Source organism: Aromatoleum petrolei (assembly GCF_017894385.1).
In the GTDB taxonomy this organism is placed as follows: Bacteria; Pseudomonadota; Gammaproteobacteria; order Burkholderiales; family Rhodocyclaceae; genus Aromatoleum; species Aromatoleum petrolei.
The window spans coordinates 2,575,524-2,598,841 of record NZ_CP059560.1; the positions used below are offsets into that span (position 1 = coordinate 2,575,524).

At 67.8% G+C, this 23,318-nt stretch carries 21 protein-coding genes; 5 read left to right on the plus strand and 16 right to left on the minus strand.

Translation table 11 applies throughout. The features are described from left to right. Positions 1-24: 24 nt before the first annotated feature. From ToN1_RS11785 to ToN1_RS11805, 5 genes are all read right to left on the minus strand, one after another. The gene (locus ToN1_RS11785) at positions 25-3,108 is read right to left on the minus strand and encodes a molybdopterin dinucleotide binding domain-containing protein (RefSeq protein WP_169207067.1); all 3,084 of its coding nucleotides are present in this window, start codon (positions 3,106-3,108) and stop codon (positions 25-27) included. Positions 3,109-3,130: 22 nt separating this feature from the next. Next, on the minus strand, positions 3,131-4,228 hold the full coding sequence (nrfD, locus tag ToN1_RS11790) for an NrfD/PsrC family molybdoenzyme membrane anchor subunit (RefSeq protein ID WP_169207066.1): 1,098 nt from the start codon (positions 4,226-4,228) through the stop codon (positions 3,131-3,133). A 19-nt stretch (positions 4,229-4,247) separates the two neighbouring features. Beyond that, complete coding sequence (dsrO, locus tag ToN1_RS11795; protein ID WP_169207065.1) at positions 4,248-4,988, minus strand: sulfate reduction electron transfer complex DsrMKJOP subunit DsrO; 741 nt, start codon at positions 4,986-4,988, stop codon at positions 4,248-4,250. 132 nt (positions 4,989-5,120) lie between these two features. Further along, positions 5,121-7,103, minus strand: a complete 1,983-nt coding sequence (locus ToN1_RS11800) for a UvrD-helicase domain-containing protein (protein ID WP_169207064.1) — start codon at positions 7,101-7,103, stop codon at positions 5,121-5,123. A 128-nt stretch (positions 7,104-7,231) separates the two neighbouring features. Beyond that, positions 7,232-7,915, minus strand: a complete 684-nt coding sequence (locus ToN1_RS11805) for a DUF4197 domain-containing protein (RefSeq protein WP_169207063.1) — start codon at positions 7,913-7,915, stop codon at positions 7,232-7,234. Positions 7,916-8,060: 145 nt separating this feature from the next. On the opposite strand from ToN1_RS11805, the gene dksA reads away from it, so the two are divergent. Beyond that, positions 8,061-8,492, plus strand: coding sequence for an RNA polymerase-binding protein DksA (gene dksA / locus ToN1_RS11810; RefSeq protein ID WP_425305833.1), 432 nt, complete (start codon positions 8,061-8,063; stop codon positions 8,490-8,492). A 184-nt stretch (positions 8,493-8,676) separates the two neighbouring features. On the opposite strand, the gene lipA is transcribed toward dksA, so the two are convergent. The 11 genes from lipA to ToN1_RS11865 form a co-directional block, all read right to left on the minus strand. Further along, positions 8,677-9,624: a lipoyl synthase gene (gene lipA / locus ToN1_RS11815; protein WP_169207062.1), complete on the minus strand. Its 948-nt coding sequence runs from the start codon at positions 9,622-9,624 to the stop codon at positions 8,677-8,679. 50 nt (positions 9,625-9,674) lie between these two features. Continuing rightward, positions 9,675-10,298 carry a lipoyl(octanoyl) transferase LipB gene (gene lipB, locus ToN1_RS11820; RefSeq protein ID WP_244861056.1) on the minus strand — a complete coding sequence of 208 codons (624 nt, stop codon included), beginning with the start codon at positions 10,296-10,298 and terminating at the stop codon, positions 9,675-9,677. A gap of 23 nt (positions 10,299-10,321) precedes the next feature. Continuing rightward, positions 10,322-10,534 (minus strand): YbeD family protein, encoded by a 213-nt coding sequence (locus ToN1_RS11825; protein WP_425305835.1) that lies wholly within the window; start codon positions 10,532-10,534, stop codon positions 10,322-10,324. Positions 10,535-10,586: 52 nt separating this feature from the next. Further along, positions 10,587-11,444, minus strand: coding sequence for an aminotransferase class IV (locus ToN1_RS11830; protein ID WP_169207059.1), 858 nt, complete (start codon positions 11,442-11,444; stop codon positions 10,587-10,589). 20 nt (positions 11,445-11,464) lie between these two features. Beyond that, positions 11,465-12,592 carry a D-alanyl-D-alanine carboxypeptidase family protein gene (locus tag ToN1_RS11835; protein WP_169207058.1) on the minus strand — a complete coding sequence of 376 codons (1,128 nt, stop codon included), beginning with the start codon at positions 12,590-12,592 and terminating at the stop codon, positions 11,465-11,467. Between the two features lie 133 nt (positions 12,593-12,725). Continuing rightward, the gene (locus ToN1_RS11840; protein ID WP_169207057.1) at positions 12,726-13,727 is read right to left on the minus strand and encodes a septal ring lytic transglycosylase RlpA family protein; all 1,002 of its coding nucleotides are present in this window, start codon (positions 13,725-13,727) and stop codon (positions 12,726-12,728) included. Between the two features lie 16 nt (positions 13,728-13,743). Then, a complete protein-coding gene (gene rodA / locus ToN1_RS11845; RefSeq protein ID WP_169207056.1) occupies positions 13,744-14,886 on the minus strand; it encodes a rod shape-determining protein RodA in 1,143 nt (380 codons plus the stop codon). Beyond that, a complete protein-coding gene (mrdA, locus tag ToN1_RS11850; protein WP_169207055.1) occupies positions 14,883-16,871 on the minus strand; it encodes a penicillin-binding protein 2 in 1,989 nt (662 codons plus the stop codon). Before mrdA ends, rodA begins: the two co-directional genes overlap by 4 nt. Before the next feature lie 4 nt (positions 16,872-16,875). Next, positions 16,876-17,397 carry a rod shape-determining protein MreD gene (mreD, locus tag ToN1_RS11855; protein WP_169207054.1) on the minus strand — a complete coding sequence of 174 codons (522 nt, stop codon included), beginning with the start codon at positions 17,395-17,397 and terminating at the stop codon, positions 16,876-16,878. A 12-nt stretch (positions 17,398-17,409) separates the two neighbouring features. Beyond that, complete coding sequence (gene mreC, locus ToN1_RS11860) at positions 17,410-18,306, minus strand: rod shape-determining protein MreC (protein ID WP_169207053.1); 897 nt, start codon at positions 18,304-18,306, stop codon at positions 17,410-17,412. A 57-nt stretch (positions 18,307-18,363) separates the two neighbouring features. Beyond that, entirely contained in the window at positions 18,364-19,407 is a 1,044-nt protein-coding gene (locus ToN1_RS11865) for a rod shape-determining protein (RefSeq protein ID WP_076602349.1), read from the minus strand. 124 nt (positions 19,408-19,531) lie between these two features. Between ToN1_RS11865 and gatC the strand changes: the two genes are divergently transcribed. The 4 genes from gatC to gatB are packed head-to-tail and all read left to right on the plus strand — an operon-like array spanning position 19,532 to position 23,301. Next, positions 19,532-19,819 carry an Asp-tRNA(Asn)/Glu-tRNA(Gln) amidotransferase subunit GatC gene (gene gatC / locus ToN1_RS11870; RefSeq protein ID WP_169207052.1) on the plus strand — a complete coding sequence of 96 codons (288 nt, stop codon included), beginning with the start codon at positions 19,532-19,534 and terminating at the stop codon, positions 19,817-19,819. Between the two features lie 3 nt (positions 19,820-19,822). Further along, positions 19,823-21,286, plus strand: coding sequence for an Asp-tRNA(Asn)/Glu-tRNA(Gln) amidotransferase subunit GatA (gene gatA, locus ToN1_RS11875; RefSeq protein ID WP_169207051.1), 1,464 nt, complete (start codon positions 19,823-19,825; stop codon positions 21,284-21,286). Between the two features lie 7 nt (positions 21,287-21,293). Continuing rightward, positions 21,294-21,818, plus strand: coding sequence for a hypothetical protein (locus ToN1_RS11880; RefSeq protein ID WP_169207050.1), 525 nt, complete (start codon positions 21,294-21,296; stop codon positions 21,816-21,818). 25 nt (positions 21,819-21,843) lie between these two features. Further along, a complete protein-coding gene (gene gatB, locus ToN1_RS11885; RefSeq protein ID WP_169207049.1) occupies positions 21,844-23,301 on the plus strand; it encodes an Asp-tRNA(Asn)/Glu-tRNA(Gln) amidotransferase subunit GatB in 1,458 nt (485 codons plus the stop codon). The last annotated feature ends 17 nt before the right edge of the window (positions 23,302-23,318 follow it).

The following is a 23,318-nucleotide window of genomic DNA, read 5'->3' on the forward strand; positions in this document are numbered from 1 at the left end:
CATCCCGTTTGAATCCTTCGTGCCTTACAGCCGCAGCAGCCGCGCGGGCAGGCCGTTGCGCACCGAAGTGCCGGACACGGCATCGACCCAGATCGCCTCGCCGCCGCGGGTTGGGTCGCGCAGCCCCAGGTCGTTGAGATTGATGCCTGCGGCGAGATCCGGCCGCTGCGGCTGATGCGCCTCGCCGAGCCGGTGCGCCCGTGCGCCCAGCTCCCGATGGCCGTAGCCGTGCTCGACCGCGAGCACCCCGCGCATCACGCCCGCATGCACGATCACGCGGCAGGTCGCCTCGCCGCCCGGCGTCTGCATGCGCGCGATATCCCCCGTCGCGAGCCCCAGGCGCGCGGCGTCCTCCGGATGCACGATCACTGGGTTGTCCGGATGCAGCGCGGTGATGCGCGTGGCGATGCTGTAGGAGTTCTGCAGCGCGGACTTGTAGCTCACCGCCAGCAGCGGCCACTCCGCCTCGGTGTGCCGATCTCGCATGGGCGTGCCGTCGGCGAAGGCGGGCGGCTGCCAGGTCGCGCAGCCGGCGAAGCGTTTGCCGGTGAGACTGTTCTTCGCCCCGCCGACGTTGTCGTTCCACAGCCACAGCGCGTTCCTGAAGCGGTTGGTCTGCCAGTCGGGATTCGCCTCGTCCTGCGCCTCGCCGGCCGGCTGGTAGCGGCCGCCGCGCGTGTACAGGAAGGCCACCTTGCGCCATTCGTCTTCCTTCAGCGTCGCCTCCAGCAGCGGGCGCAGGCGCTCGACGCCGGACAGCGCGAGATCCTCGTCCGTCGCATCGCCGACCGGCGCCTTGCCGAGGAAGGCGATGTTCGCGCCGCCACGCAGGTACCAGTGCTCGGGCCGTTCCAGCGGCAGGCGTTTGCCCTCCATGTCGGCGAGCCCTTCCGTGCCGAAGCCGGGCAGGTTCATCGCCTTCGCCAACGCCATGAAGAAGGTCTCCATGCCGATCGCCTGGCCGTCCGGCGTCTTCGCTGCCTTGGGTTCGACCACCGGCCAGCGCGCGGTGGTGGCCTTCGTCGGCACGCCGTTCCATGGCGCCGTCCAGCCCCAGCTCTCGTACATCAGCGAATCCGGCACGATGTAGTCGGCGTAGGCGTTGCTCTCGTTGATCAGCGGGTCGACCGACACGATCAGCGGGATCTTCTTCGGATCGGCGAGCTCCTTCTCGATCAGCGGGCGCACGCCGGGCAGGCCGTACACCGGGTTCGAACTCCACAGCACCAGCGCCTTGACCCCGTAGGGATAGCCGCGCAGCATCGCCGGGAACCACTCCGTGACCAGCCCCGGCGCGTTCGGGAACCATGCGTCGCGTGCCGGATACGGCTTGCCCTCGGCCTTGCGGCGCGCGAACTCGGCGGATTTCTCGTAGGGCACGTTGCGCCCGAGCGGCGTGCCCTTGGGCTTCACCATCCCCGGGAAGGTCTCCAGGTCATAGCGCGGCCCTGCACCGGCGTCCTTGAAGCCGCCGCCATTGACGACGAAGCCGCCCTTCCAGTTGAGGTTGCCGATCAGCGCGTTGAGCGTGACGACTGCATAGGCATTGTAGAAGCCGTTGCCGGCCATCATGCCGCCGTGGGCGATTGCGCAGGCCTTGCGCCCGTGACTGCTGAATTCGTCCGCCAGCCCGGTGATGACGGCTTCCGGCATCCCGCAGATCGCCGCGCACTCGGCGACGCTCAGCTTCAGCGCCGATTCGCGCAGCAGTTCGTACGACGTCTTCACCGCGAGCGCCTTGTCGCCGACCGCCACGCTGCCCGCCGCTTCCAGCGGTGCGGGGCCGGTCGCGGCATCTGCCGGCATCGGCCTGCCGTCGGCGCCGAGCACGAGATAGGGGTCCGCCTCCTTGTACTTCTCCTCCTCGGTCACCGTCATGCCGATGTCCGAGCCGCGCAGGAAGCGCCCTTCGCGCGGGTGCCCCTTCTCGGCAATCACGAGCCAGCTCGCGTTGGTGAAGGACGGCTCGCCCGCGGCTTCCGCCGCAGCCAGGTTCGGATACGAGAGATAGGCCGTATTCACGCGCCCGTTGTCGAACATCCAGCGCATCATCCCCATCACCAGCGCGCCATCGGTACCCGGACGGATCGGCACCCAGCGCCCACGCTCGCCGGCGGCGCGGTTGTCCGCGTTGGTCAGCACCGGATCGACGACGACGTACTCCAGCCGCCCTTCGCTGCGTCCCTTCGCGAGCAGCGTGCCGGTGCGCTTGAAGGGGTTGCCGGCGTTGCCCGGCGCGGTGCCGATGAAGATCACGAACTCGGCGTTGGCCAGATCCGGCTTCGCGTGCGGCATCTTCTTCATGTCGCCGAACAGCGCGCCGGAGCCGGAGCGGTACGCCCCGCCGCAGTAGGAGCCGTGGCCGACGAAGTTGAGCGTGCCGTAGGCCTGATTCCAGAAACGGCGCGCAAAGGCCTCGCGGCCGTCGTTGACGCTGGAGATCAGCGCCACCTGGTTCACCTTCGGCCCCAGCTCGGGCGCCGCCGGGTCGATCGGCGTGGCGAGGTCGCGCAAGGCCCGGAAGCCCTCGACGTGGCCTTCGCCGAACAGGTCACCGCCCTCGACCAGCTCGCGCACCAGCTGCTCGAAGGAGATCGGCTGCCACTTGCCGCCGTTGCGCGGACCGACGCGCTTGAGCGGCGTGAGCACGCGGAAGGGCGAGTCGATCTGGTCCATCGCCGCATTGCCGCGCCCGCAAGCGGTCGAGCGCCCCGCCAGCCCCTTGTCCTGGAAGCGCGACAGCGCGACGAAACTCTCCTTCACCGATGCCTTCATTGGCAGATGCGGCTCCGTCGACAAGGGGCTGTATGGGTTGCCGGCGACGCGGATCACCTTGCCGCTCGTCTTGTCGACGCGCACGCGCACGCCGCATTGGGTCGTGCAGCCGAGGCAGGCGGTATAGCTCACCTGCTGGTTCGGGTTCACGCGCAGTTCGCCCGTCGAAGGATCCACGCTGAACTCCGGCTCGGCCGAACGGCCGTGGATGTTGTGCGCTTGCGGTTCATCGCTGACGAGGCCGGACACCATGCGGCCGAGGGTCTGGGAGAAGCCCGCGGCGAAGGCGGCGAGGCCTCCGGCGGCAATCAGTTCGCGACGTTCGATTTTCATGATCGGTTTCCCTTGATTCGATTCATGCGCCGACACGCTCGACGCGGCCGATACGCTCCAGCGGCAGCAGCGTGGTCAGCACGACGAAGAGGAAGATCCACAGCCCGGCCGTGCCGATGATGCCCAGCAGGCCCTCGGGGCCGAGCGGGAGCTGGTAGCTGTAGTAGCCGGCACCGGTCTTGGGCAGCTCCTGCCCGCCGATGAAGATTGTCCAGCGCATCATCCACGCCGAATGCAGCGCCAGCAGGCCGATCAGCAGGCCCGAGCCGGGGCGGCGCAGCGCAAGCACGAGGGTCACGAGCGTGGCGACGACCGCCCACACCGCGCTCACGGTCCAGTTCGCCGACGGCGCGACCTCCGCCAGCGCTTGAGCGTGCACCGGCGACATGCCGCTCATGCCCAGCACGAGCCACACCGCACCGACCAGCAGCGCCGCCAGCTGCGTGAGCGCCAGCGCGACGGCCATGCGCCGGGTCGCCGCGGGGTCGCCGCCGCCGGGCAGCGCGCGGTTGAACACCAGCGCGAGGCCCAGCCCGCCCGCCAGCGCGGTAACGAAGAACTGTACCGGCAACAGCGGCGTGTGCCACAGCGGACGCGCCCGCACCAGCATCACCTCCACCCCCGTGTACAGGGCCACCAGCGCTGCGCCGACGAAGGCCAGCAGCGCCGCCGCGACCAGCGCCTTGCGGCTCTCGTGCCCGCCGTAGGCGAGCCGGCGCGCGAGGCCCGCGAGCTTGCCGCCCTCGTCCGCATGGCGCGCGAGCGCCGGCCGGAACGCGAGCCACGCGTACAAAATCAGCCCGGTGAGATACACGGGGATGAAGAACGCCCCCCACGACATCCACGAGCTGGGGGTGAAATAGGCGTAGAAGTGCCAGAAGCGGCCCGGCTGGTGCAGGTCGGCGAGCAGCGCGACCGGCGCGGTCAGCCCGCACAGTAGCGCCGCCAGCAGCGCCAGGCGCGAGATCCCCTCCCAGCCGCGGCGGCGGAATACCAGGCCGGGCAGGGACACGAGATACGCGCCGTAGGACAGGCCGATGAGGAAGAAGTACTGCACCGCCCAAGGCAGCCACGCGACCTCGCGCGCGACGTTGACGGTTTCGACGATATCGGGGGTCATGATCGTTCTCCTGTTCGCCTCACGCGTGCGCCTTGCGCGGCTGCCACAGCGTGCCCTGGCCCTCGACCTTGCCCTGGAAGCGTTCGTCGAGGCCGATGTAGAACACGCGCGGTTCGGTGCCCTGCTCGGGCTTGAGCACCTTCAGCTCGGCCTTGGCGGCGTCGAGGCGGCGGCGCAGTTCGCCCTGCGGATCGTTCAGGTCGCCGAAGATGCGCGCGCCGCCCACGCAGGTCTCGACGCAGGCCGGCAGCAGCCCCGCATCCACGCGATGTGCGCAGAATGTGCATTTGTCGGCCTTGTTGGTCGCGTGATTGATGAAGCGCGCGTCGTACGGGCAGGCCTGCACGCAGTACGCACAGCCGACGCAGCGCTCGCCATCGACGGCGACGATGCCGTCCTCGCGCTTGAAGGTCGCGCCGACCGGGCACACCGGGATGCACGGCGGCTCGTCGCAGTGGTTGCACAGGCGCGGCAGCATGTAGGTGCCGGCCGGTTGGGTGGAATCGGCGAGCTTCACGCTGTAGGTCGACACCACGGTGCGGAAGCTGCCTTCCGGCACCGCGTTTTCCTGGATGCACGCCACCGTGCAGGCCTGGCAGCCGATGCACTTGCGCAGGTCGACGAGCATCGCCCAGTGGTGCCGGCCCTGCGCCGCGAGCGCCGGAGCGGGAAGGGCGGCCGCCGCGGCGGTGATCACCGGAATGCCGCGCAGGAAGGCGCGACGCGAGGCCGACACTTCACGCGGATCTTGTTCTTTCATGACAACGCTCCAGTGGTTTGGGAGTCGATGCCACTCTAGGCCCGCAACGAGACGGCCGAAATTGGAGGGATGAAGAAGCGCGCTAGACGCTTTTCCCTATTGCAGTGGAATGCAATGCCCGGCAGCCGGGCCTCAGCGCCGTTCCAGCATCGCCATCAGGTTGGCGAGGCGCGCGCGGCCCTCTTCCTTCGACACCGGCGCGTTCGTCTTGCGGTCGCTCATCCTGATGTCGCCGCCCATCTCGGCGATGAAGCGCGAGGGCTCGCAGGTGCGCGTCTCCTTGCCCGCCTTGCGCCGCTCGCACCACGTGATGTTGAGCGTGCGCTGCGCGCGCGTGATGCCCACGTACATCAGGCGCCGCTCCTCGTCCACCTTGTCCTCGTCAATCGAAGACTGGTGCGGTAGCAGGCCCTCCTCGACGCCGACGAGGAACACGTGCTTGAACTCCAGCCCCTTCGACGCGTGCAGGGTCGCGAGTTGCACGCCGTCGAACTCGGCGTCGTCCTTGTCCAGCATCGAGATCAGCGCAATCGTCTGCGTCAGCTCGATCAGGTTCTTGTTGTCGGCCTCGCCCTTTCTGCCCAGCCAGCCGACGAAATCGCGCACGTTGCTCCACTTCGACTCCGCCTCGCGCGTGTCGAGATGCTCGAACAGCCAAGCCTCGTAACGGATCGCCGCCAGCAGGTCCTCCAGCACGCGCGCGGCCGGCTCGCGGTGGGCGCGGTACTGCATGCGGTTGATGAAGTTGCCGAACTCCTGCAGCTGCTCGATCTGGCGCGCATTCAGCGCATGCGCCGCGCCTTCCTCGAACACCGCCGCAAAGAAGCTCACGTGGCGCCGACCGGCGTAGTTGCCGAGCGCCTCGATCGTCGCCGCACCCACCCCGCGCCGTGGCGTCGTGATCGCGCGGATGAAGGCCAGATCGTCGTCCTCGTTCATCAGCAGGCGCAGCCACGACATCAGGTCGCGGATCTCCGCCTTGTCGAAGAAGGACTGTCCGCCCGACATCACATAGGGAATCTTCTGGTTGCGCAGCTGCTGCTCGACCACGCGCGCCTGGTGGTTGCCGCGGTACAGGATCGCGTAGTCGGAGAACTTCGTGCGGTGCTCGAACTTGTGCGCGCTGATCTTGGAGGCGATCCACTCCGCCTCGTGGTCCGCGTCGCGACAGGCCGTCACCGCGATCTGCTCGCCGTCGCCGTGCTCCGACCACAGCTGCTTCTCGAAGAGCTTCTCGTTGTTCGCGATGACCGTGTTCGCCGCGGTGAGGATGCGCCGCGACGAGCGGTAGTTCTGCTCCAGCTTGATGACTTTCAGCTTCGGATAGTCCTGCTGCAAGAGCTTCAGGTTCTCGACGTCCGCCCCGCGCCACGCGTAGATCGCCTGGTCGTCGTCGCCCACCGCCGTGAACGCCCCGCGCACGCCCGAGAGCTGGCGCAGCAGGCGGTACTGCGCCTTGTTCGTGTCCTGGTACTCGTCGACGAGCAGGTAGCGCAGCTTGTTCTGCCAGCGCTCGCGCACGTCCGGGTTGTCTTCGAGCAACCGCACCGGCAGCGAGATCAGGTCGTCGAAATCCACGGCCTGGTAGGCGCGCAGCGTGCGCTCGTACTCCGCGTACAGCATCGCCGCGGCCGACGAGATCTCGTCGTCGGCGAGCTGCGCCGCCTCGGCCGGCGTGATCATCGCGTTCTTCCAGCCCGAGATCTGCCACTGCATCGCCTTCGAACGTGCCTTGTCCGAATCGCGCGAGATGTCGGAGACGATCTGTACCGTGTCGGAAGCATCGAGGATGGAGAACTGTGGCTTGAGTCCGCAGTGCACCGCCTCCTGGCGGATCATCTTCACGCCCAGCGCATGGAAGGTGCACACCGTGAGCCCCCCGGGCGCGCGCCCGCCCATCAGGCCCGCGACGCGCTCCTGCATCTCCTTCGCCGCCTTGTTGGTGAAGGTGATCGCCGCGATGTTCGACGGGTTCAGCCCGCACTCGTTGATGAGGTGTGCGATCTTGTGCGTGATCACCCGCGTCTTGCCGCTGCCGGCGCCGGCGAGCACCAGGCTGGGGCCGTCGAGATAGCGGATCGCTTCGCGCTGCGGGGCGTTGAGGAGAGCGGACATGGGCCTTGCGGGGGACTACGGTGAGGAAAAAGGCAGCGCCGCCCGCAGGCGGCGCGAGTGCGGATTTTACCGCATCACCTCCGTCGCATCGGCCCGCTTACAACCCGAAGCGGGCGCGAGCGGCCCCCTTACTGCCCCAGCAGCCCGAACACCTTCTGCGCCAGCGACCCGGCCGCCTGCATCGGGTTCCTGCGGATCGCCTTCTCTTCCTCGGCGATCATCACGTAGAGGCCGTCGAGCGCCTTGCGCGTCACGTAGCCCTCGATTTGCGCGTCCTCATCCTTCACCAGTCCGAAGCTCGCCGCCTGGCCCGCGAGCTTGTTGTATTGCCCGGCCAGCGCAAGACGGTCGGTGCTTTCCTTCACGATCGGCAGGAACTTCTCGGCGAGCCGCGCCTGCGTCTTCGACTTGAAATAGCGCGTCGCCGAATCATCGCCGCCGGTCAGGATGTTGCGCGCATCCTCGACCGACATCTGCTTTACCGCATCGACCAGCAGCACCTTCGCCTCGGGCACGGCGGCCTCGGCGGCGCGATTCATCGTCGTCACGAGATTGTCGAAATCCTTGCCGCGGCCAGCCATGCGCATCACGGGTTCAACTTGCGCCAATCCGTCGGGCAGCGGAATCCTCACCTTCTTGTTGGCGAGGAAGCCGTCCTTCTTGCCCAGCAGGTCCACCGCGCGGCCCGCGCCCTGCGTCAGCGCCTCGCGCAAGCCGCCGGAGGCCTCCGAGTCGGTGATGCCCCCCAGTCCGGCCGCCCACGCCGGCGCACAGATGACAAGCAGGACGAAAGCTCGCAGAATGGAACGCATGATGGTCTCCAGGACGGGTTTCACTCGAAGCGCCCATGAGCATACCCCGCGACGGGAAGCATGCGCGTGCAGAAGTTACCCTTTTTTCATTAATGCACTTGACCCCGCGGCACTGCGGTGCAAGGGGTGGTAACACGGAGAACTCATGATGACGGCGACTGCCACACGCAACGGCACACTCTCCGAAGCCGAACTGCTGGCGATGCCCGCGGACGACTACATGAACGCCGCGCAGCTCGAATTCTTCCGCCTGCGCCTGCTTCAACTGCAGGCCGAACTGCGGGAAAACAGCGAGGAGACTCGCTCGCACCTGCGCGAAACCGTCGCGACCCCGGACGAGGCCGACCGCGCCACGCAGGAAGAGGAACAGGTGCTGGAACAGCGCATCCGCGACCGCGAACTGAAGCTGCTGCACAAGGTGGAAGCCGCGCTGCGCCGCATCGAGGATGGCAGCTACGGCTACTGCGAAGTCAGCGGCGAGCCGATCGGCGTCGGCCGCCTGCTTGCGCGCCCGACCGCGACGCTGAGCATCGAGGAGCAGGAAAGGCACGAACGCGAGGAGCGCCTCTTCCGCTAAAGGGGAAGGGCGCGGCCGGGGGTTCGCCCTCGGTCCCGCGTCCTGCTGCGCCCGCCAACGAGGCGAAAACCAGGCAGGGCGGGAGAAGCGCAGCGCATCCCGCCAAACGGCGTTTCCCTACCCTCTACGTCCGACCTTGGCGGGATCCGCCTTCGGCTCCTCCCGCCCTACGTCCCCGCGTGGCTCAGACGACCCCGGCGCCGTGGGCCTGCTGGTCGGCCCAGTAGCTCGAGCGCACCATCGGGCCGCAGGCGGCGTTCTTGAAGCCCATCTTCAGTGCTTCGGTCTCGAACATCTTGAAGGTGTCCGGGTGCACGTAGCGCAACACCGGCAGGTGGCCGGTCGAAGGCTGCAGGTACTGGCCGATCGTCAGCATCTCGACGTCGTGCGCGCGCAGGTCGCGCATCACCTCGAGGATCTCCTCGTCCGTCTCGCCCAGGCCCACCATCAGGCCCGACTTGGTCGGCACCTCGGGGTGGCGCGCCTTGAATTCCTTGAGCAGCTTCAACGAATATTCGTAATCGGCACCCGGGCGGGCCTGCTTGTACAGGCGCGGCACCGTCTCGAGATTGTGGTTCAGGACGTCCGGCGGCGCCTGGTCGAAGATCTCCAGCGCGATCTCCATGCGGCCGCGGAAGTCCGGCACCAGCACCTCGATCGCGGTCTTCGGCGAGGCGGCGCGCGTCTCGCGGATACACTCGACGAAGTGCTGGGCGCCGCCGTCGCGCAGGTCATCGCGGTCGACGCTGGTGATCACGACGTAATTCAGGCGCATCGCCGCGATCGTCGCCGCGAGGTCCTTCGGCTCATCCGCATTGAGCGGCTCGGGACGGCCGTGGCCGACGTCGCAGAACGGGCAGCGACGCGTGCAGATGTCGCCCATGATCATGAAGGTCGCCGTGCCCTTGCCGAAGCATTCGTGAATGTTCGGACAGGAGGCTTCCTCGCACACCGTGTGCAGCTTGTGGTCGCGCAGCGTCGCCTTGATCTCGTTGAAGCGCTCGGCTTCCTGGCCGGCGCCCAGCTTGATGCGGATCCACTCGGGCTTCTTCAGGCGCTCAGCGGGCACGATCTTGATCGGGATGCGCGCGGTCTTGTCGGCGCCACGCTGCTTGCGGTTCTCGGTATTCATGCGATTCTCTCGTCTCTTCGGGGTCACGGGCACTTGTGGCGCCCGCTGCATTATGGCCTGTCGGCGGCCGGGCGGGGCGCGAGCAGGCGCCCGAGGTGGGCAAGCAGACGCTCCCCCACTTCCGCGACGCCGTCGGTCACGCCGAAATCCTTCATCCTGATCGTCTTCAGCCCCTCGTAACCGCAGGGGTTGATCGCCGAGAACGGCGCGAGGTCGGCATCGACGTTGAGCGCGAGGCCGTGGTAACTGCAGCCGTTCCTGACACGCAGGCCCAGTGCGGCGATTTTCTCGCCGGCGATGTACACGCCCGGCGCGCCGTCCTTGCGCTCAGCCGTGAGGCCGTAGTCCGCGAGGCAGTCGATCAGCGCCTGCTCCATCAGGCTCACCATCTCGCGCACCTTGAGGCGGCGGCGGTGCAGGTCGATGAGGAGGTACACGACGATCTGGCCAGGGCCGTGGTAGGTGATCTGGCCGCCGCGGTCGATCTTCACCAGCGGGATGCCGGTCTCGCACAGCAGGTGCTCGGGCTTGCCGGCCTGGCCCAGCGTAAACACCGGCGGGTGCTCGAGCAGCCACAGCTCGTCCGGCGTCTCCGCGGTGCGCGCGTCGGTGAAGGCGCGCATCGCCGCCCAGGTCGGCTCGTATTCGACAAGCCCCAGACGGCGCACGACCAGCGGCAGGGCTTCCGCCACCTGCACTACAGCACCACCTTCACCAGCGGGTGACCGGACAGGTCACGGTACAACGCGTCGAGCTGCGCCTTCGACTCGGCACGCACGGTGCAGGTCAGGGAAATGTAGTTGCCCTTGCTCGACGGCCGCATCTGCACCGTCGCGGGATCGAACTCCGGCGCGTGCCTGCGCACGACGTCGACGACGACCTGCGCGAACTCATCCACGCGCGCGCCCATGATCTTGATCGGGAAATCGCAGGGAAACTCGAGGAGGGTTTCGGGGTTCTGGTCAGCCAACGCGCATCACCGTGTTCTTGAATTCCTGGTACCAGGCGTACATCTCGCGCCCCACCGGGCCGGGCCGGCCGTCGCCGACGGGGCGTCCGTCGAGGCTGGTGATCGCGAGCACTTCCTTGGTCGACGAAGTGAGCCACACCTCCTCGGCCGTGCGCACCTCGTCCTCGAGGATTTCGCGCACTTCGTGTTTGAGACCGTGCCGCGACGCCAGTTCCAGCACCACGTCGTAGGTGATGCCCGGCAACATGAGGTGGCTCTTGGGCGGCGCGAGCAGCACGCCGTCGCGCACGACGAAGATATTGGAAGCCGCACCTTCGGTGAGGAAGCCGTCGCGGAACAGCACCGTCTCGGCGCAGCCCTTGTCGACGGCGACCTGGCGCAGCAGGCAGTTCGCGAGCAGTGCGGTGGTCTTCAGATCGCAGCGCGCCCAGCGGAAATCCGCCGCGCTCACGGCTGCGACGCCGCTCGCCAGCACCTCGGCCGAGGGCGTCACGAGTGCCTCGCTCATGAGGAACACCGTCGGGCGCATCACGGCCGGGAAGGCGTGGTTGCGCCGCTCGTCGGGGCCGCGCGACACGTGCAGGTAGATCGACTGGTCCACCCAGGCGTTGCGCGCGACGAGCTCGTTCACCATCACTTCCCATTCCGCGGCCGTGTGCGGGTTCGGGATGCGCACCGCGTCCAGCGTGCGCCCGAGGCGCGCGATGTGCTCGGCGATGCGGAAGGGGCGGCGCGAATACACCGGGATCACCTCGTAGGCGCCGTCGCCGAAGAGGAAACCGCGATCCATAGGCGAGATGCGCGCCTCGCTCAGCGGCTGATAGGTGCCATCGAGGTAACAGATGCTCATGCGTGCCCCCGGGGAAAATCTTACAGGCTCTTGATCCACATCACGATGGTATCCCACAGGCGGCCGAAGAAGCCGGCGACGGGAACGTCCTGCAGCGCGACGACCGGATATTCGCCGATCGGCTGGCCGTCGAGCGTGAGCTGCAGCGTGCCGACCTGCTGGCCCTTCTGCAGCGGCGCGACCACCGGCTGCTGGCTGGTGAGCTGGCTCTGGATCTTCTCGGCCTGACCCTTGGGCAGGGAGATCACGAAATCGTTGAGGAAGCCGACCGGCAGCTCGTTCTGCGCGCCCTTCCACACGCGGAAGCGCGACAGCTCCTGGTTCGCTGAGTACAGCTTGGCGGTGTCGAAGAACTGGAAGCCGTAGTTCAACAGCTTGAGCGATTCCTGCGCGCGGATGGTGTCGGAATCGGTGCCCAGCACCACCGACACGAGGCGTCGCGGGCCGCGCAGGGCGGACGCGATCAGGCAGTAGCCGGCCGCCGCGGTGTGGCCGGTCTTGAGGCCGTCGACGGTCGGGTCCAGCCACAGCAGCCGGTTGCGGTTGGGCTGCGTGATCTTGTTGTAGGTGTATTCCTTCTGCGAGTAGTAGCGATAGTACTCGGGGAAGTCGCGCGAGATCGCCGACGCGAGCAGCGACAGGTCGCGCGCAGTGGTGTAGTGGTTAGGGTCGGGCAGGCCCGAGGAGTTCATGAAGCTGGTGTTCTTCATGCCCAGGCGCTGCGCCTCGCGGTTCATCAGGTGGGCGAAGGACTCCTCGCTGCCGGCGATCAGTTCGGCGAGCGCGACGCAGGCGTCGTTGCCGGACTGGATGATCATCCCTTGCACCAGCTCCTCGACCGTGACCGGCTTGTCGGGCTGGATGAACATGCGCGAACCTTCCATGCGCCAGGCCTTCTCGGACACCGGCACGGTCTGCTGCAGCGTGATGCTGCCGCTCTTGAGCGCCGCGAAGGTGAGATAGGCGGTCATCAGCTTGGTCAGCGACGCGGGCTCGATGCGCGCGTCGGGCTCGCGTGCGGCGAGCACCTGGCCGGTGGCCTGGTCCATCAGGAGCCAGGCGCGCGCGGCGAGCGTGGGAGGCGGGACGTTCTGGGCGGAAACAGCGAAGGAGACGACGGCAAACAGCAGGGCAACGAGGAAGCGCATGAGGATCGGCTGACGGGTGACAGTGGGCAGACGGAGGCGGCGAGGCCTCAGGGCCGGGACAAAGGTTCGATTATAGAGGCTTGCCCGGTCCCCGACAGGAGACCGGTGCATGCCGCAATTGGTTCAGATTGCATCAACGCGTAACGACGAAGGGGCGGAACTTCAGCTCGCGCGCGATGCGCTCCGCCTCGCGCTTTGCCTCCTCGACCGATCCGAAGGGCCCCAGGTGCAAGCGGAAGCGCTTGCCGTCGGCGAGGACGGCGAGCCGCTCGGCATGCTCGGCGAAGGCATCGCGCACCATGCCGCGAAAACCTTCGGCACTCGCGGCGGTGGAAAATGCGCCGAGCTGCAGGAAGATGCCGCGCGTCGCATCCGTGAGCGTGGACGGTTCGGCCATCGCGAGCTGCACCGGCGGCTCCGGCGGCGCCGGCGTCGGTGGCACGAGCGCCACCGGACGGCGGCCGGGCATCGGCGGGACCGGATTTTCGGTGGCGACCAGCTCGACCCCGTCGGGCACGATGGCCTCGACCTCGACCTCGGCGCTGCCCACGTTCACATAGCCCAGGCGATGTGCGGCGGCATAGGAGAGATCCATGATGCGGCCCTTGTGGAAAGGCCCACGGTCGTTGATGCGCACCACCACCGAGCGCCCGCTCGCGCGGTGCGTGATGCGCGCGTAGCTCGGGATCGGCAGCGTCGGGTGGGCGGCGGTCATCGAGTACATGTCGTAGGGCTCGCCGCTGGAGGTGGGCTTGCCGTGGAAGCGCTTGCCGTACCAGCTGGCGCGGCCAAGCTGGCGGAAAGGCATCACGGCCTTCGCCGGCACATAGTCCTCGCCGAACACGTTGTACGGGCGGTTGGCGAAGCGGTGCAGCGGCTCGGCGCGCGGCTGCGCATCGGGGATGTCGTCGAGGTTGGCCGGCGGATTGTCGCCCGGGCCGTCGTCCTTGTAGTAGCCGCCGCCGCGCTTCTGCACGACCGCGCTCGTGCCTGGCGCTGGCTGGGGTGGCGTGGCGGCGGTGCTGTCGACGTAGGGCGTCGTGCTGCAACCGGCCAGCGCCAGCATGGCGGCAATCAGGCCCGCGAACAGCAGCTTGCACGCGGACGGGCGGGCTGGCAGGGTATGCGTCGGCATCAGTCAGTCTCCGTAATCACGCCTGCGCGAGCACGCGGCTGCGCTGGATGCTCATCAGTATCCCGATGCCGAGACACAGCGTGACGAGCGCGGTTCCGCCGTAGCTGATGAAGGGCAGCGGCACGCCCACGACCGGCAGGATACCGCTGACCATGCCCATGTTAACGAAAGCATAGGTGAAGAAGATCATCGTGATCGCGCCGCCGAGCAGGCGCGTCGCGAGCGTCGGCGCCATCGCGGCGATGTAGAAGCCGCGCAGCAGCAGCAGCACGTAGATCGCCAGCAGCACGACGATGCCGATGAGGCCGAACTCCTCGGCCAGCACCGAAAAGATGAAGTCCGTGTGGCGCTCAGGCAGGAAGGCGAGGTGCGTCTGCGTGCCGTCCATCCAGCCCTTGCCGAGCACGCCGCCCGAACCGATGGCGATGGTCGATTGGATGATGTGGAAGCCCTTGCCGAGCGGATCCTGCGTCGGGTCGAGCAGGGTGCATACGCGGTGCTTCTGATATTCGCGCAGGCCCGGCCAATCGACGCCCGGCTGGCAGATCTGGTCACCGAAGCCGACGATCGCGCCGATGCCGATGACGCCGATCGCGACGACGGGCACCAGCAGTTTCCACGACAGGCCGGCGAAGTAGATGACATAGATGCCCGCTGCGGTCACCAGCAGGCTGGTGCCCAAGTCGGGCTGCACCATGATCAGTCCGACCGGCACGACCAGCAGCAGGCCCGCAACGATGAACTCGCGCAGGCCGATCTGGCCCTCGCGCTGCTGGAAGTACCACGCCAGCATCAGCGGCATCGCGATCTTCATGATCTCGGACGGCTGGATGCGCGTGACGCCGATGTCGAGCCAGCGCGTCGCGCCTTTCGAGGTCTCGCCGAAGAGATCCACCGCGACGAGCAGCAGCACGCCGACCACGTACAGCGGCAGCGCGAGGCTCAGCAGGCGCTGCGCCGGCACGCGCGCCGTCACCCACATCGCAGCCAGTGCGACGAGCGTGTTCACCTGCAGGGAGGGGATGCGCTCCGGCGAGGCGCTCATCATGAGGACGAAAGCGTAGCCGAGGAGCAAGGCGAGCAGCAGGAGCAGCGGCGGATCGATCGGACGCAGGAAGCCGAGCAGCAGCTCGCGCGGATGAAATCGCGTGTCGGTCATTCTGAACGAGGCTCCCCGTCTTGTCCGCCTGCCTGCGGCTGCGCCGGTTCCACGGCCGCGGCATGTGCGCCGGCGTGCGGGTGCCCGGCATGTTCGTCACCCTCGCCGGCCGCGTCGACATCCTCACCCGCCGGCTGGTCGCGGCGCTTGCCGAGGAGATGATAGTCGATCACCTGGCGCGCGATCGGTGCCGCCGACTGCGCACCGAAACCGCCGTTCTCGACCAGTACCGCGAGCGCGATGGTCGGCTTGTCGGCCGGCGCGTAGGCGATGAACCAGGAATGGTCGCGCAGGCGCTCGCTGACGCGGCCTTCCACGTAGCGCTGGCCGCGAAGCGAGAAGACCTGCGCCGTGCCGGTCTTGCCGCCGGCCGAGTAGGGCGCACCGGCAAAGGCGCGCGCGCCGGTGCCGACCTTGTTCACGTCCACCATCGCCTGACGCACCGCGGCCGCATGTTCGGGCTTGAAGGGGATGGTGCGGATCGGTTCGGGCTCGACGACGCGGCGCTCGCCCGTCACGGGGCTCACGACATGGCGTACGACGTGCGGCCGGAACAGCTTCCCATCATTGACCAGCGCCGCCACCGCATTCGCCATCTGCAGCGGCGTGTAGGCGTTGTAGCCCTGGCCGATGCCCACCGAGATGGTCTCGCCGCCGAACCATTTCTGGTGTTCCTTCTTGCGGAAGCGCTTCCTCTTCCATTCCGGCGTCGGCAGCACGCCCTCGGCCTCTCCGGGCACGTCGATGCCGGTGCGCGAACCGAAGCCGAACGGACGCATGAAGTTCGCGATGCCGTCGATGCCCAGGTCGTTGGCGAGCTGGTAGTAGTAGGTGTTGCACGACACGACGATGGATTTCGGCAGATCGACCATGCCGTGGCCGCCGATCTTGTCGTCCATGAAGCGGTGGCCGCCGAACATGAAGTAGCCCGGATCGGGAATCGTCTGCGTGATCGTGCGCTTGCCCGCCGACAGACCCGCCATCGCCATGAAGGGCTTGAAGGTCGAGCCGGGCGGATAGGCGCTGAAGATGGCACGATTCACCAGCGGATGGTCGGGCGATTCGTTGAGTGACTTCCAATCCTCGGTCGAGATGCCGTCGACGAACAGGTTGGGGTCATACCCCGGTTTGGAGACCAGCGCGAGCACGCCCCCCGTCGTCGGCTCTATCGCGACCAGCGCGCCGCGACGCTTGCCGAAGGCCGCCTCGGCGACCTTCTGCATCTCGATGTCGAGTGTCAGCTCCAGATCATTGCCGGCCACCCCCGGCGTGCGCGCCAACTGGCGCACGGCGCGCCCGCCGGCATTCACCTCCACCTGCTCGGCGCCGGTGATGCCGTGCAGCTCGGCCTCGTAGCTCTGCTCCAGGCCGCTCTTGCCAATGTATTCTGAGCCGCGGTAGTTCGCGTCGTCGCCGGACTCCTCGATGCGTTCGCGGTCGCGCTGGTTGATGCGGCCGATGTAGCCGATCACGTGCGACGCGAGCTCGCCCTGCGGGTAGTCGCGGAACAGGCGCGCCTGCACCTCGACGCCGGGGAACTGGTAGCGCCGTGCGATCACGCGCGCCACTTCCTCCTCGGTCAGGCGCGTGCGGATCGGCACGCTCTCGAAATTCTTGCTCTCTTCCAGCAGCTTCCGAAAGCGGCGACGGTCGCGCGCGTCGATCTCGACGATCTCCGCCAGCCCGTCTATCGTCGCCTCGAGGTCGCGCACGCGCGAGGGCGTGATCTCCAGCGTGTAGGCAGCATAGTTGCGCGCGATCGGCACACCGTTGCGGTCCGTGATCGAACCGCGCCCCGGCACGATGGGCAGCAGCGCGATGCGGTTGTCCTCGGCGCGGGTGTGGTAGTAGTCGTAGCGCACGACCTGCAGGAACCAGAAGCGCGCCACCAGCAGGCCGAAGCACACGGCAATGAAAATGCCCGCGATCAGGACGCGGCGGCGGAAGCGCCCCAGTTCCTCGTCGGGGGTACGGAATTCCATCATCGGATCAGATCGGCCGGTTGTCGTCCCGATCCACCGGCTGGTACTGCGGCAGCAGCAACAGGTAGTTCAGCGGCACCCACAGCGCCGCGCTCGTGAGGCTCGACAGGAAGTACCACCAACCGGGGAACTCGGCGCCGGCGACGAGGCGCACCACGACCATGATCACCTGCGCGAGCAGCAGCAGCGGGAACATCTGCAGCGCCTGCTGCGTCGGCCCGAACCACAGCACGCGCCGCGACACCGAAGTCGCGAGATAGCACAGCACCACGTAGGCGAGCGCATGCTGGCCCATCGCGGCGCCGTGTCCGATATCGACCAGCACACCGAACAGGAATCCCGCCCCCATGCCGACACGCAGCGGCTCGCGGATCGACCAGAATGCCAGCACCAGCGCGACCCAGTCGGGGACGCCGGGGGTCAGTCCGGTCGGGATGTAGCTCAGCGCGAGCGCGACCAGCAGGCTCAGCCAGGCGAACCAGGTCTTGGCAGGCAGCAGGATGCGACTGGAGCGGTGGGTCGGCTGCATGAATGGCTGTCCTTAACCCTTGCGACCCTTGCTCGGCCCGGGTTCCGGCTCCGGCGCAGGACGCGGCGGCGGCGACTCGGCACGTCCGAGCAGCAACACCTGGGTCGTGCGCTCGACGCCGGCGACCGGCTCGCACACGATCACCGCGAAGGTCTGCGCGTCGCGATCCACGCTCACGACGTCGGCGACCGGCAGGCCGGCGAGGAAGAGGCCGTCGAGGCCCGAGGTCACGAGCCGGTCGCCCACGCGCACGTCCGCGCCCGACAAGGTAAAGCGCAGTTCCAGGCGCCCCTGTCCCGCCCCGGCGAGCACGCCGCGCAAGCCGTTCCTCGCGACCTGCACCGGCACTGCCTGGTCCTTGTCCGTGATCAGCGTGACCTCCGCCTGCACCGGATACACCCGCGTGACCTGGCCGATCATGCCCTGCTCGTTGACGACCGCCATGCCGGCCTCGACGCCCTGCTGGCTGCCGCGGTTGAGGATCACCTTGCGGTCGAAGGGGTCCGGCGCATCGTAGAGAATCTCGGCGGCCACGCTCTTCGCCGCCACCGAAGCCCCCATGTCGAGGAGCCCGCGCAGGCGGCGATTCTCCTCCTCCAGCTGCTCGAAGCGCAGCAGGCGCTGCGCCGCTTCCAGCTCGCGGCCGCGCAGCGCGGAGTTGTCCTTCTGCACCTCGACCAACGTCGCGAAATACACCGCGGCGTTGCGCACGAAATCGGCCGGCGCCGCCGCGGCCATCTGCAGCGGCCAGGTCGCCACCGACAGCGCCTGGCGCACCACTTCGAGGTAACGGAACTTCAGGTCGGCGACCAGCATCGCCAGGCAGATGGAGACGAGCACCAGCAGCCGCACGAGCGGCGTGGGTCCCTGCTTGAAGATGGGTGGCGACGGATGACCGGCGAGGGACATCGTGATGCGTGGACGGCGGAGCGCGACGAGTCCGGAGGCCCGTCGTGACGGCGCGAATTACTCGGACGCGAAGATGGAGCCGAGCTTGTCCATCTTCTCGAGCGCCATGCCGCAGCCGCGCGCGACGCAGGTCAGCGGCTCCTCCGCGACGATCACCGGCAGGCCGGTCTCTTCCATCAGCAGGCGGTCGAGATCGCGCAGCAGCGCGCCGCCGCCGGTAAGCACCATGCCTCGGTCGGCGATGTCCGCGCCCAGTTCGGGCGGAGTCTGTTCGAGGGCGATCTTCACCGCCGACACGATCTGGTTCAGCGGTTCGGTGAGCGCCTCGAGGATCTCGTTCGACGAAATCGTGAAGCTGCGCGGAATGCCCTCGGCGAGGTTGCGCCCCTTCACTTCCATCTCGCGCACCTCCGAGCCCGGGAAGGCCGAACCGATTTCCTTCTTGATGTTCTCCGCCGTCGTGTCGCCGATCAGCATGCCGTAGTTGCGGCGGATGTAATTGACGATGGAGTCGTCGAACTTGTCGCCGCCGACGCGCACCGAGCCGGCATACACCATGCCGCCCAGCGAGATCACGCCGACTTCGGTGGTGCCACCGCCGATATCGACCACCATCGAACCGGTCGCGTCCGACACCGGCAGGCCTGCGCCAATCGCCGCCGCCATCGGCTCCTCGATCAGATACACCTGCGAGGCGCCCGCCGCGAGCGCCGCGTCGCGGATCGCGCGGCGCTCGACCTGGGTCGAACCGCAGGGCACGCAGATGATGATGCGCGGGGAGGGCGAGAACATGCGCGAGTCATGCACCTTCTTGATGAACTGCTTGATCATCTGCTCGGTGACGACGAAATCGGCGATCACCCCGTCCTTCATCGGGCGGATCGCGGTGATGTTGCCCGGCGTCTTGCCCAGCATCTGCTTCGCCGCATGGCCGACCGCCTGGATCGTGCGCTTCGCGTTGGGCCCGCCCTCGGTACGGATCGCCACGACGGACGGCTCGTCGAGCACGATGCCCTTGCCGCGCACGTAGATCAGCGTGTTGGCGGTGCCAAGGTCAATGGCCAGATCGTTGGAGAAATAGGAACGCAGGAAGCCAAACATGCGGAAAAATCCCGAAACCGGTGAGGAGGGTGGGCGATGGGGGGGCGACAAGCCCGGCCGGACTGGCGGCAAACGAGTATGATAACCTACAAATCTTTGTGATTTAAGCGGGTTTTGTTTCCTCATGTCGCTTACCACTGAACAGGTCCTGCGCATCGCCGCACTCGCGCGGCTCGAGCTCGCCGATGGCGAAGTCGAGGCCACGCGCACCAAACTGAATGGAATTTTCGGCCTGATCGAAGAGATGCAGGCAGTCGACACCAGCGGCGTCGAGCCGATGAGCCACCCGCAGGATGTCGCTCAGCGCCTGCGCGACGACGTCGCGACCGAACGGGATCGCCGCGAGGCCTTCCAGCGCGTCGCCCCGCAGACCGAAGCGGGCCTCTACCTCGTCCCGAAGGTCATCGAGTAAGCCATGATCAACGCCAGCCTCACCGAACTGCGCGCCGCGCTGGACGCGAAGAAGATCTCCAGCGTCGAGCTCGCGACGCTCTTCCTCGACCGCATCGCCGCGCACAACCCGACACTCAACGCCTTCATCACGGTCGACCGCGACGGCGCGATCGAGGCCGCGCGGGCCGCCGACGCGCGCATCGCCGCCGGCCAGGCCGGTCCTCTCACCGGCATCCCGCTCGCGCACAAAGACGTATTTTGCACCGAAGGCGTGCTCACGACCTGCGGCTCGAAGATGCTGTCGAACTTCGTCAGCCCCTACGACGCGCACGTCGTCTCGCTGCTCAAGGCCGCCGGCGCGGTGAACCTGGGCAAGACCAACATGGACGAGTTCGCGATGGGCTCGTCGAACGAGAACTCGCACTACGGCCCGGTGAAGAACCCCTGGGATACGACGCGCATCCCTGGCGGCTCCTCAGGCGGCTCGGCCGCCGCGGTCGCCGCGCGCCTGGCGCCGATCGCCACCGGCACCGACACCGGCGGCTCGGTGCGCCAGCCCGCCGGCCACACCGGCATCACCGGCATCAAACCCACCTACGGCGTCGTCAGCCGGTACGGCATGATTGCCTACGCCAGCTCGCTCGACCAGGGCGGCGCCTTCGGCGCCTCCGCTGCGGACTGCGCACAGCTCCTGACCGCGATGGCGGGCTTCGACGAGCGTGACTCCACGAGCCTCGAGCGCCCCGCCGAGGACTACGCGCGCGAGATCGCCGCACCCGCCTCCGACAAACCGCTCGCGGGCCTGCGGATCGGCCTGCCGCGCGAATTCTTTGCCGAAGGCATGGCTGAGGACGTGCGCGCCGCGGTCGAGGCCGCGCTCGAGCAGTACCGCAGGCTCGGGGCGAGCACCGTCGAGGTGAGCCTCCCGAACGCCAAACTCGCGATCCCCGCCTACTACGTGATCGCCCCGGCCGAGGCCTCCAGCAACCTGTCGCGCTTCGACGGCGTGCGCTACGGCCACCGCGCGGCCGAATACCGGGACCTCGCCGAGATGTACGCGAAGAGCCGCGCCGAAGGCTTCGGCGCCGAAGTGAAGCGCCGCATCCTGGTCGGCACCTACGTGCTGTCGCACGGCTACTACGACGCCTACTACCTGCAGGCACAGAAGCTGCGCCGCCTGATCGCGCAGGACTTCCAGGCCGCCTTCCGGCAATGCGACGTGATCGCCGGCCCGACCAGCCCGACCACCGCGTGGGCGATCGGCGAGAAAACCGACGACCCGGTGCAGATGTACCTGTCGGACATCTACACCATCGCCGTAAACCTCGCCGGCCTGCCCGGCCTGTCGCATCCCTGCGGCTTCGGCGCCGGCAAGCTGCCGGTCGGCCTGCAGCTCATCGGCGACTACTTCGGCGAAGCGCGCCTGCTGGGCACCGCGCACCAGTACCAGCACGCGACCGACTGGCACCTGCGCCGTCCGGGCTGAGCGTCCCATGCGCCGCCTTCATCCCGCCGTCCGCGCGCTCGCGCTCGCAGCCCTCGCGCTGCTGGGCGCCTGCGCGACCCCGCCCGAGCGCAAGACGGAGCCCGCTGCGACCACGCCCTCCCCGGCGCAATCCGCTGCGGAGGCCGAACCGGAGCGCGCACTGCAGCGCGGCCGGCTGAAGCCCATGCCGGTGCGCCCGCTCTCCGTCAAGACCGACTGCCACTTCAAGGACGAGGTCGGCTACGGCGGCAGCGCCGTGCTGGACGTCAGCTACTCCGAGGTGCGCGCCTTCGCCGCCACGGTCGACGTCCCCAAGCGCGGCAGCTGCAAGTTCGACTTGGCCGACTTCAGGCAGGTGCTCAAGGAGCCGCACGTCGAGCTGCAGGCGCGCGACGGCTGCACCGTGCGCATGTGGGAACAGGGCGAACAGGTCACCGTCGCATTCTCCGAATGCGCGAAACGCTGCACCCGCGGCACGTTCGAATATGTATGGCCGATCCTGGTGGACCGGTCTAGCGGCCAGTGCACCTGACCGCAGCGAATCAAGAGACAGGACTATGAGCAGATCGGATTGGGAAGTCGTCATCGGGCTGGAAGTACATGCCCAGCTCAACACCGCCTCCAAGATCTTTTCCGGCGCCAGCACCGCCTTCGGCGCCGCGCCGAACGTGCAGGCCTGCGCCGTCGATATCGCGCTGCCCGGCGTGCTGCCGGTGCTCAACCGCGGCGCGGTCGAGCGTGCGATCCGCTTCGGCCTCGCGATCGGCGCCGAAGTCGCGCCGAAAAGCGTGTTCGCGCGCAAGAACTACTTCTACCCCGACCTCCCGAAGGGCTACCAGATCAGCCAGTTCGAGCTGCCGGTGGTGCAGGGCGGCGAAATCACGATCCGAGTCGGCGAGGGTGACAAAGCGTACGAGAAGACCGTGCAGCTCACCCGCGCCCACCTCGAGGAAGATGCCGGCAAGTCGCTGCACGAGGACTTCCACGGCATGAGCGGCATCGATCTGAACCGCGCCGGCACGCCGCTGCTGGAGATCGTCTCCGAGCCCGACATGCGCTCCTCCGCCGAGGCCGTCGCCTACGCGCGCGCACTGCACGCGCTGGTGCGCTGGATCGACATCTGCGACGGCAACATGCAGGAAGGCTCCTTCCGCTGCGACGCCAACGTCTCCGTGCGCCGCCCCGGCGGACCGCTCGGCACGCGCCGCGAGATCAAGAACCTCAACTCCTTCCGCTTCCTGCAGCAGGCCATCGACTACGAGGTGCAGTGGCAGATCGACACCCTCGAGGACGGCGGCAGGATCCAGCAGGCGACGGTGCTGTTCGACCCCGACACCGGCGAGACGCGCATGATGCGCTCGAAGGAAGATGCGCACGACTACCGCTATTTCCCCGACCCGGACCTGTTGCCGCTCGTGATTTCGCCGGACTGGAAGGCGCGCGTCGCCTCGGAAATGCCGGAACTGCCGGGCGCGATGAAGGCGCGCTTCATGGAGCAATGGGGCCTATCCGCCTACGACGCGACGACCCTCACCGCGTCGAAGGAAGTCGCCACCTTCTACCAGGCGACCGTCGATGCAGCCGGCGTCGCCCTCGCCAAGCCTTGCGCGAACTGGGTCATGGGCGATCTCGCCGCACGCCTCAACAAGGCGGAGCTCGACGTGTCCGCTTCCCCGGTGTCGCCCGCTCAGCTCGCCGGCCTCGTCACCCGCATCGGCGACGGCACGATCTCGAACAACATCGGCAAGAAGGTGTTCGAAGCCCTGTGGAATGGTGAAGGCGAGAGCGCCGACGCCATCATCGAAGCCCAGGGTCTGCGCCAGACCAACGACGCCGGCGCGATCGAGGCGATGATCGACGAAGTCCTCGCCGCCAACCAGAAGTCGGTCGAGGAATTCCGCGCGGGCAAGGAGAAGGCCTTTAACGCGCTGGTCGGCCAGGTCATGAAGGCGAGCAAGGGCAAGGCCAACCCGGCGCAGGTCAACGAACTGCTGAAACGCAAGCTGGAAGGCTGAAGCCACCCTTTCACCGC

Excerpts from the sequence above, each read along its gene's own strand:
- ToN1_RS11785 (WP_169207067.1), bottom strand. The coding sequence starts at position 3,108 with ATGAAAATCGAACGTCGCGAACTGATTGCCGCCGGAGGCCTCGCCGCC.
- nrfD (WP_169207066.1), bottom strand. The coding sequence starts at position 4,228 with ATGACCCCCGATATCGTCGAAACCGTCAACGTCGCGCGCGAGGTCGCG.
- dsrO (WP_169207065.1), bottom strand. The coding sequence starts at position 4,988 with ATGAAAGAACAAGATCCGCGTGAAGTGTCGGCCTCGCGTCGCGCCTTC.
- ToN1_RS11800 (WP_169207064.1), bottom strand. The coding sequence starts at position 7,103 with ATGTCCGCTCTCCTCAACGCCCCGCAGCGCGAAGCGATCCGCTATCTC.
- ToN1_RS11805 (WP_169207063.1), bottom strand. The coding sequence starts at position 7,915 with ATGCGTTCCATTCTGCGAGCTTTCGTCCTGCTTGTCATCTGTGCGCCG.
- dksA (WP_425305833.1), top strand. The coding sequence starts at position 8,061 with ATGATGACGGCGACTGCCACACGCAACGGCACACTCTCCGAAGCCGAA.
- lipA (WP_169207062.1), bottom strand. The coding sequence starts at position 9,624 with ATGAATACCGAGAACCGCAAGCAGCGTGGCGCCGACAAGACCGCGCGC.
- ToN1_RS11825 (WP_425305835.1), bottom strand. The coding sequence starts at position 10,534 with ATGGGCGCGCGCGTGGATGAGTTCGCGCAGGTCGTCGTCGACGTCGTG.
- ToN1_RS11830 (WP_169207059.1), bottom strand. The coding sequence starts at position 11,444 with ATGAGCATCTGTTACCTCGATGGCACCTATCAGCCGCTGAGCGAGGCG.
- ToN1_RS11835 (WP_169207058.1), bottom strand. The coding sequence starts at position 12,592 with ATGCGCTTCCTCGTTGCCCTGCTGTTTGCCGTCGTCTCCTTCGCTGTT.
- ToN1_RS11840 (WP_169207057.1), bottom strand. The coding sequence starts at position 13,727 with ATGCCGACGCATACCCTGCCAGCCCGCCCGTCCGCGTGCAAGCTGCTG.
- rodA (WP_169207056.1), bottom strand. The coding sequence starts at position 14,886 with ATGACCGACACGCGATTTCATCCGCGCGAGCTGCTGCTCGGCTTCCTG.
- mrdA (WP_169207055.1), bottom strand. The coding sequence starts at position 16,871 with ATGATGGAATTCCGTACCCCCGACGAGGAACTGGGGCGCTTCCGCCGC.
- mreD (WP_169207054.1), bottom strand. The coding sequence starts at position 17,397 with ATGCAGCCGACCCACCGCTCCAGTCGCATCCTGCTGCCTGCCAAGACC.
- mreC (WP_169207053.1), bottom strand. The coding sequence starts at position 18,306 with ATGTCCCTCGCCGGTCATCCGTCGCCACCCATCTTCAAGCAGGGACCC.
- ToN1_RS11865 (WP_076602349.1), bottom strand. The coding sequence starts at position 19,407 with ATGTTTGGCTTCCTGCGTTCCTATTTCTCCAACGATCTGGCCATTGAC.
- gatC (WP_169207052.1), top strand. The coding sequence starts at position 19,532 with ATGTCGCTTACCACTGAACAGGTCCTGCGCATCGCCGCACTCGCGCGG.
- gatA (WP_169207051.1), top strand. The coding sequence starts at position 19,823 with ATGATCAACGCCAGCCTCACCGAACTGCGCGCCGCGCTGGACGCGAAG.
- ToN1_RS11880 (WP_169207050.1), top strand. The coding sequence starts at position 21,294 with ATGCGCCGCCTTCATCCCGCCGTCCGCGCGCTCGCGCTCGCAGCCCTC.
- gatB (WP_169207049.1), top strand. The coding sequence starts at position 21,844 with ATGAGCAGATCGGATTGGGAAGTCGTCATCGGGCTGGAAGTACATGCC.